This window comes from Streptomyces sp. NPDC028928, from assembly GCF_055564915.1.
In genome coordinates this window covers 123,701-131,131 of record NZ_JBVHVI010000010.1, presented here as the reverse complement: position 1 = coordinate 131,131, position 7,431 = coordinate 123,701, and the positions used below count along the sequence as shown (strand labels likewise).

Below are 7,431 nucleotides of genomic sequence, written 5' to 3'. Positions count from 1 at the left end.
GTGGGGAGGGCCGAGGGTCGCGGGACGAGAAGGACTGCGGGGGCGGAACGGGGAGCTCCGGAACAGGCTTGGGGAAGGGCCCGGACCGGCAGCCGGTCCGGGCCCTTCCACACGCGTGTCGCTCAGCGCGCCGCCAGCTCCAGCAACTGCGGCTGTTCCGCCGGCGCCTCCACCGGCGTCCGCGAGGTGCGCCACAGCCACAGCACGTCCCGGCCGAAGGACCACACCAGCGAGCCCAGTGCCAGGAGCATGATGGCCAGGTTGGCCGGGCGGGGCAGCAGGTCCGCGCCCGCGACGAGCAGGCAGACACCCTGGATCGCGGCGACGGTCTTGCGGGCGAAGGACGGCGGCAGCGGGACGGTCAGCCAGGGCGCGATCCGGGCCGCGGCGACGAACGCGTAGCGCATGCCCCCGATCAGCAGGACCCACGGCCCGAGCTGCGCCGACACGTACACGCTGAGCACCAGGATCAGGAACGCGTCGACCTCCATGTCGAAACGCGCGCCGAGCGCGGACGAGGTGCCGGTGCGGCGGGCCACCTTGCCGTCCACGCCGTCCAGCAGCAGCGCCACCGCGGTCAGGGCGACCAGCAGCGTCACCGGCGGCGCGCTCTCGAAGGAGTCCGCGACCAGCGCGGTCACCCCGCCCACCAGGGTGGCCCGGCCGAGCGTGACCCGGTTGGCGGGACCGAAGGAGCGCAGCCGGGAGCGGTGCACGGCCCGGGAGAGGACCGCCCAGGTGGCGAACGCGAAGGCGAGCCCCGTCAGCCAGCCGGCCGGCCCCATGCCGATCGCCGAACCGAGCAGGGCCAGCAGCAGGAGCTGCACGCCCGCTCCCACAGCGGTCTCCTGCTGGAGCCTCGCGTCATACGTGTTGTTCAGGGCCACCGCACACCCTCCGGCCGAGTGACAGAGTCGATCAACGCCGCGTACTGTGCGCGGCCTGTGCACAACTCGGTACGTGAACAACTTCCCGATCGTTCAGGAGGATGCCGATGAACCGTTCGGCCCGCGCGTTCTGGCTCCGCTCGCCCGGCCACGGCGAGCTGCGCGACATCACCCTCGCGGAGCCCGCCGCGGACGAGGTCCTGGTGCGTGCCCTGTACTCCGGGGTGAGCCGGGGCACGGAGACGCTCGTCTTCCGCGGCGGGGTACCGGAGAGCCAACACGCCGCGATGCGGGCGCCGTTCCAGGAGGGCGACTTCCCCGGCCCGGTGAAGTACGGCTACCTCAGCGTCGGCGTGGTCGAGCAGGGCCCGGCTGCGCTGATCGGGCGTACCGTCTTCTGCCTGTATCCGCACCAGAGCCGTTACGTCGTTCCGGTGAGCGCCGTCACCGTGGTGCCCGAGCGGGTGCCCGCCGAACGGGCCGTGCTCGCCGGGACCGTCGAGACCGCCGTGAACGCCCTGTGGGACGCGACACCGCTGGTCGGCGACCGGATCGCGGTGGTCGGCGGCGGCATGGTCGGCTGCGCGGTCACCGCGCTGCTCGCCCGCTTCCCCGGTGTCCGCCTCCAACTGGTCGACGCCGACCCGGAGCGCGCCAAGACCGCCGAGGCGCTCGGCGTCGACTTCGCCGCCCCGGCCGACGCCCTCGGCGACTGCGACCTCGTCGTGCACGCCAGCGCCAGCGAGGCCGGCCTCACCCGGGCCCTGCAACTCCTCGCCCCGGAGGGCACCGTCGTGGAGCTGAGCTGGTACGGCGACCGGAGCGTGACCCTGCCGCTCGGCGAGGCTTTCCACTCCCGCCGGCTCACCGTGCGCAGCAGCCAGGTCGGCACCGTCTCCCCGTCCGCCCGGCCCGGCCGCACCTACGCCGACCGGATGGCGCTCGCCCTGGACCTGCTCGCCGACCCGGCGCTGGACGCGCTCATCACGGGGGAGAGCGCTTTCGAGGAACTCCCGGACGTCATGCCCAAGCTGGCGTCGGGTGAGATCCCCGCCCTGTGCCACCGGGTCCGCTACCCGGGACCGGCCTGACCTGAGAAAAGAGTGAGGAACGGCTGAACACGGGGAAGCGAAGAGCCGTACTACACGGCATCCCCCGGCGGGCATGGGCCGGGGGGCCAGACGCGCCGCACCTGGAGGGTCGTCCGTTGTTCAGCATCACCGTCCGCGATCACATCATGATCGCCCACAGCTTCCACGGCGAGGTCTTCGGGCCCGCGCAGCGCCTGCACGGCGCCACGTTCCTCGTGGACGCGACGTTCCGCCGCGAGCAGCTGGACGAGGACAACATCGTGGTCGACATCGGCCTGGCCACGCAGGAACTGCGCACCATCACGGCCGAGCTGAACTACCGCAACCTCGACGACGAACCCGACTTCAAGGGCGTCAACACCTCCACCGAGTTCCTGGCCAAGGTCATCGCCGACCGGCTCGCCGAGCGGATCGCGAAGGGCGGGCTGGGCGAGGGCGCCAAGGGCCTCGCCGGGATCACCGTCACGCTCCACGAGTCGCACATCGCCTGGGCGAGTTACGAGCGTGACCTGTGACCGACCTGACCGTGGAGCGGGCCCGCCTCACCTACGTGCCCGCGCAGCCCGCCGCCGAGATCGCCGGAATCATCCCCATGTCCCTGCGCAGTGTGCACTTCGTGATGCCGGGCGGCGTGGACGACCCGGCCGCGCCCAGCGGCGGCAACGCCTACGACCGCCGGGTCTGCCTGGACCTGCCCGGCTTCGGCTGGCAGGTCACCCGGCACGCCGTGCCCGGCGGCTGGCCGCGCCCGGACGCCGCCGCCCGCGAGGCGCTCGCCCGCACGCTGCGGGACCTTCCGGACGACACGGTGGTCCTCCTCGACGGGCTCGTCGCCTGCGGGGTGCCGGAGACCGTCGTCCCCGAGGCGCAGCGCCTGCGCCTCGCCGTCCTGGTCCATCTGCCCCTCGGTGACGAGACCGGCCTCGACCCGGCCGTCGCCGCCGACCTGGACGGCCGCGAGCGGGCGGTGCTGCGGGCGGCGGGTGCGGTCATCGCCACCAGCGACTGGGCGGTCCGCCGGCTCGTCTCCCACCACGGCCTCGCTCCCGACCGGGTGCACGTCGCCGCGCCCGGCGCCGACATCGCACCCCTCGCACCCGGCACCGACGGTGTCTCCCGGCTGCTGTGCGTGGCCGCCGTGACCCCGCGCAAGGGCCAGCACCGGCTGGTGGAGGCGCTCGCGACGGTCCGGGACCTGCCGTGGACCTGCGAGTGCGTCGGCGGCCTCGGCCACGATCCCGCGTACGTCGCCCACCTGCGGGAGCTGATCGCCCGGTACGGCCTCGCCGACCGCCTGCACCTGACCGGCCCGCGCTCCGGCGCCGACCTCGACGCCTCCTACGCGGCGGCCGACCTGATGGTCCTCACCTCCTACGCCGAGACCTACGGCATGGCGGTCACCGAGGCCCTCGCCCGCGGCATCCCGGTCCTCGCCACCGACGTCGGCGGTCTGCCGGAGGCGGTCGGCCGCGCCCCGGACGGCGGGGTGCCCGGCATCCTCGTCCCGCCGGAGGACCCCGCCGCGCTCGCCGCCGAACTGCGCGGCTGGTTCGGCGAACCCGACGTACGACGCCGCCTCAAGGCGGCGGCCCGCGGCCGGCGCGCCGCGCTCGACGGCTGGGCGGCCACCGCCCGCAGCCTGGCGGGAGTCCTCGGGCGGCTTCCGGAACCACCGAGGAGGGCGGCATGAGCGGGGTGCGGGAAGAAGAGGCGGTGCCGGTCCGGTCCGGTTCGCAGGGGTTGATTCCGGCTCAGCCGGGGCCCGGCGCGGGGGAGTCCCGCCGAGAGGAGGAGCCGGCTGTGGTCACAGAGGGTGCGCAGGTCCTCGGCGGGGAGTCCGGTGCCGGGACCGACGGCTCTGCCGCCGACGGCACCGCCGACTCCGTCATCGCCGGTGCCGGGCCCGTGACCCGCCCCGGCGAGCGGGCCACCGTACGGCTGCGGGACGGTGACCCGGAGGAACCGCCGCGGTACGCGCCCGAGTGGCTCCAGCTGCGGGAAGGCGCCGACGCGGCGGCCCGCGCGGCGGAACTGCTCGACCCGCTGCGGATCCGGCTGGCCAACCTGCCGGGCCGGGCGGGCGGACACGTCGTGCACGACCTGGGCTGCGGCACCGGCTCGATGGGCCGCTGGCTGGCGCCCCGCCTGGACGGCGCCCAGCACTGGGTCCTGCACGACCGCGACCCCTACCTGCTGCACTTCGCGGCCGTGGCCTCCCCGCGCTCCGCCGCCGACGGCAGCCGCGTCACGGTCGAGACCCGGCGCGGCGACGTCGCCCGGCTCACCCCGGACGCGCTGGCCGGGGCCTCGCTGGTGACCGCGTCCGCACTGCTCGACGTCCTCACCCGGGAGGAGATCGAGGCCCTGGCGGACGCCTGTACGGGCGCCGGCTGCCCGGCCCTGCTCACCCTCTCCGTCGCGGGACGCGTCGAACTCGCCCCGGGCGATCCGCTGGACGCCGAGATCGCCGAGGCGTTCAACGCCCACCAGCGGCGCTCCGGGCTGCTCGGCCCCGACGCGGTCACCGTGGCCTGCGAGGTGTTCGCCGAGCGCGGGGCGACGGTCCGGGTGCACCCGAGCCCGTGGCGGCTCGGCTCCGGGGAGGCCGCGCTGACCGAGCAGTGGCTGCGCGGCTGGGTGGGCGCGGCCGTCGAACAACGCCCGGAGCTGCGCGACCGCGCCGAGCGGTACCTGCACGACCGGCTCGCCGCCTGCGCGGCCGGCACCCTGCGGGTCACCGTCCACCACAGCGACCTGCTGGCCCTGCCCCGACCGACGGACGGAGCGGCATGAGCACGAGGGCGGCCCTGCGCACCGACACCGTGACGGCCGCGTGCCCGGCACCCGCGCCGGCACCCCGCACGGTGGAACCCGCGGGCGCCCTGCCCCCCACGCCCCGGCGGCTGAACTCCCGCGCCCTGCGCACCCACTTCGGCACCGCCGTCGGCGTCGTCATCCTCGGTGCCCTGCTGTGGCGGCTCGGCACCGGGCCGCTGCTGGACGGGCTGCGGCGGATCGACGCCGTCGCGGTGCTGGCCGCGGTGGGGATCGGCGCGGTCACCACCGTGTTCAGCGCGTGGCGCTGGCAGTTGGTGGCACGGGGGCTGCGGCTGCGGCTGCCGCTCGGACCCGCCGTCGCCGACTACTACCGGGCGCTGTTCCTGAACGCGGCCCTGCCCGGCGGGATCCTGGGCGATGTGCACCGGGCGGTCCGGCACGGGCAGAGCGCCGGTGATGTGCGGCGCGGGGTGAAGGCGGTGGTCCTGGAGCGGGTCGCGGGGCAGATCGCGCTGGCCGTGGCCGGCGCGGTGGTGCTGCTGACCCTGCCGTCGCCGGTGCGCGCCGACGTCCGCGGCTTCGCCCCGCTTCTCGCCCTGGCCGCCGTCGGGGCGATTGCCGTCGTCCTCGCCGTCCGGATGAACCGCCCGCGGGACCGCGGGCGCGGCGGCGCCCTGCGCCGGACGCTCGGCGAGGCCCGTGCGGGTCTCGCGTCCCGGACGAGCGGACCGGGTGTCGCGCTGTCCTCCGCGCTCGTGCTGGCCGGTCACCTGGCCACGTTCGTCGTGGCGGCCCGGGTCGCCGGCTCGGCCGCCCCGGTCCCGGTGCTGCTGCCGCTCGCGGTGCTCGCCCTGCTGGCCATGGGCCTGCCGCTGAACGTCGGCGGCTTCGGCCCCCGCGAGGGCGTCACCGCCTGGGCGTTCGGCGCGGCGGGGCTCGGCGCGGACACCGGCGTCGCGGTCGCCGTCGTCTACGGCGTCCTGAGCTTCGTGGCGAGCCTGCCCGGCGCCGCCGTCCTGCTGCGGCGCTGGTACGCGACCGTACGCACCGGGAACACCGCCTCGGCCTGCGGGCTGCCGCCCGGCGACCGCCCGTCGGCCGGGGCCGCCCCCACGGGTCCCGGCCGGCAGGCGGTCGTACCGGACTACTCCGGCTCGGCGGCCGGGGTGAGCAGCGCGAAATACGGCTCGAAGGATTCCGCCAGGCTCGCCAGCAGTTCCTTTCCCTTTTCCGCCGAGCCCAGGGAAGGACGGCCGATGACGCCCGATTCGGTATAGGCGGACATTCCCAGGGTGAGCAGATGACGACGGTCGTCGGCGGTGAAATCGGCGGACTCGTGGCCAGAGCGGACGAATTCGGGGTGAGCGTGCAGCAGAATCGAGGTCTCGATTTCTCCCGCGTGCATGTCGGTGAGCAGCGAGGTGACCACCCCGGCCCGTTCCCGCGCCGTCTCCCAGTCCTCGGCGGCCGGGAACAGCGCCATCCGCTCACCGCGCGCGGAGGCCTCCTGGACGACGTTGCCCAGCACGTAGTTGCCGCCGTGCCCGTTGACCACGACCAGCGCGTCCACGCCCGAGCGGCGCAGCGACGCCGCGATGTCCGAGACCACCGCGTGCAGGGTCACGGCGGAGATGCTGACGGTCCCCGGCCAGGCCGCGTGCTCGTGCGAGCAGGAGACAGTCAGCGGAGGAAGGAGGTGCACCGGGTACGCGGCGGCGATCTCCCGCGCCACGGCGCAGGCCACCAGCGTGTCGGTGACCAGCGGAAGGTACGGACCGTGCTGCTCGAAGCTCCCGACGGGAAGGACGGCGACCTGTGCTGACACGCCCGCCCCCCGGGTCCGTACGTCCTCGGTGGTGTCCGTCGGCAGTACGCCGCCCACCACCCCGTACGCCGCCCGCGCGCCCGAACCACTCATCTTTTCACGGCCTTTCGTCTCTGCTTTAGGAATCAGATCATGACAGAAAACACCGGCTCGAACCTCGGCGTTCTCGGCAAGAAGTCCCCGCGGCGTTCGGGTGCGGAACGCGTAGTGAATGCACCGCTGCCCACCGTGTACGGCAAATTCCAGGCGATCGGCTACCTGGACCACGACCGCGGTGACGAGCAAGTGGCCCTGGTGTACGGCGAGATCGGCTCCGAGAACGTGCTGACCCGGCTGCACTCGGAGTGCCTGACCGGGGACGCGTTCGGCTCCCGGCACTGCGAGTGCGGGGACCAGCTGGAGGCCGCGATGCGCGCGGTGGTCGCCGAAGGCAGCGGCATCGTCGTCTACTTGAGGGGGCACGAGGGCCGCGGCATCGGCCTGCTCGCCAAGCTGCGCGCGATGGCGCTGCAGGCGGAGGGCCTGGACACGGTGGAGGCGAACCTCGCGCTGGGCCTGCCGGTCGACGCCCGCGACTACGGCGTCGCCGCCGAGATCCTGCGCGACCTCGGGGTGCGCTCGGTGCGGCTGATGTCCAACAACCCGCGCAAGCGGGAGGCACTGGTCCGGCACGGCGTCCAGGTCGCCGAGCAGGTGCCGCTGCTGATCGAGCCGTGCGAGAGCAACATCACGTACCTGCGGACCAAGCGGGAACGGATGGACCACCACCTGCCGCACCTGGACGCCGTCGCCCACGGCTCCTGAAGGCCCGGTCGCCGGTTCGGCGGGCGGAGTTCCGGAAAGGATCAGG

The 7,431-nt window shown here is 74.5% G+C and carries 7 protein-coding genes and 1 pseudogene; 6 read left to right on the top strand and 2 right to left on the bottom strand.

What is annotated here, in order from left to right; genetic code table 11:
* Positions 1-122 precede the first annotated feature (122 nt).
* Positions 123-887, bottom strand: a complete 765-nt coding sequence (locus ACZ4U1_RS24245; protein ID WP_467905887.1) for a CDP-alcohol phosphatidyltransferase family protein — start codon at positions 885-887, stop codon at positions 123-125.
* Positions 888-994: 107 nt separating this feature from the next.
* On the opposite strand from ACZ4U1_RS24245, the gene ACZ4U1_RS24240 reads away from it, so the two are divergent.
* From ACZ4U1_RS24240 to ACZ4U1_RS24220, 5 genes and pseudogenes are all read left to right on the top strand, one after another.
* Positions 995-1,978: a zinc-dependent alcohol dehydrogenase gene (locus ACZ4U1_RS24240; protein WP_467905885.1), complete on the top strand. Its 984-nt coding sequence runs from the start codon at positions 995-997 to the stop codon at positions 1,976-1,978.
* 116 nt (positions 1,979-2,094) lie between these two features.
* Positions 2,095-2,493, top strand: a complete 399-nt coding sequence (locus ACZ4U1_RS24235; RefSeq protein ID WP_467905884.1) for a 6-pyruvoyl trahydropterin synthase family protein — start codon at positions 2,095-2,097, stop codon at positions 2,491-2,493.
* A complete protein-coding gene (locus ACZ4U1_RS24230) occupies positions 2,490-3,668 on the top strand; it encodes a glycosyltransferase family 4 protein (protein WP_467905882.1) in 1,179 nt (392 codons plus the stop codon). Before ACZ4U1_RS24235 ends, ACZ4U1_RS24230 begins: the two co-directional genes overlap by 4 nt.
* Positions 3,669-3,865: 197 nt before the next feature.
* Entirely contained in the window at positions 3,866-4,771 is a 906-nt protein-coding gene (locus tag ACZ4U1_RS24225) for a class I SAM-dependent methyltransferase (RefSeq protein WP_467906210.1), read from the top strand.
* A pseudogene (locus tag ACZ4U1_RS24220) lies at positions 4,768-5,703 on the top strand (lysylphosphatidylglycerol synthase transmembrane domain-containing protein); the annotation flags it as partial. The gene ACZ4U1_RS24225 and the pseudogene ACZ4U1_RS24220, both read left to right, overlap by 4 nt.
* A 197-nt stretch (positions 5,704-5,900) precedes the next feature.
* Here ACZ4U1_RS24220 and ACZ4U1_RS24215 read toward each other — a convergent pair.
* A complete protein-coding gene (locus ACZ4U1_RS24215; RefSeq protein ID WP_467905880.1) occupies positions 5,901-6,674 on the bottom strand; it encodes a creatininase family protein in 774 nt (257 codons plus the stop codon).
* A gap of 39 nt (positions 6,675-6,713) precedes the next feature.
* Here ACZ4U1_RS24215 and ribA point away from each other — a divergent pair, with 39 nt between their 5' ends.
* Positions 6,714-7,385, top strand: coding sequence for a GTP cyclohydrolase II (gene ribA / locus ACZ4U1_RS24210; RefSeq protein WP_467905879.1), 672 nt, complete (start codon positions 6,714-6,716; stop codon positions 7,383-7,385).
* Positions 7,386-7,431: the final 46 nt, after the last annotated feature.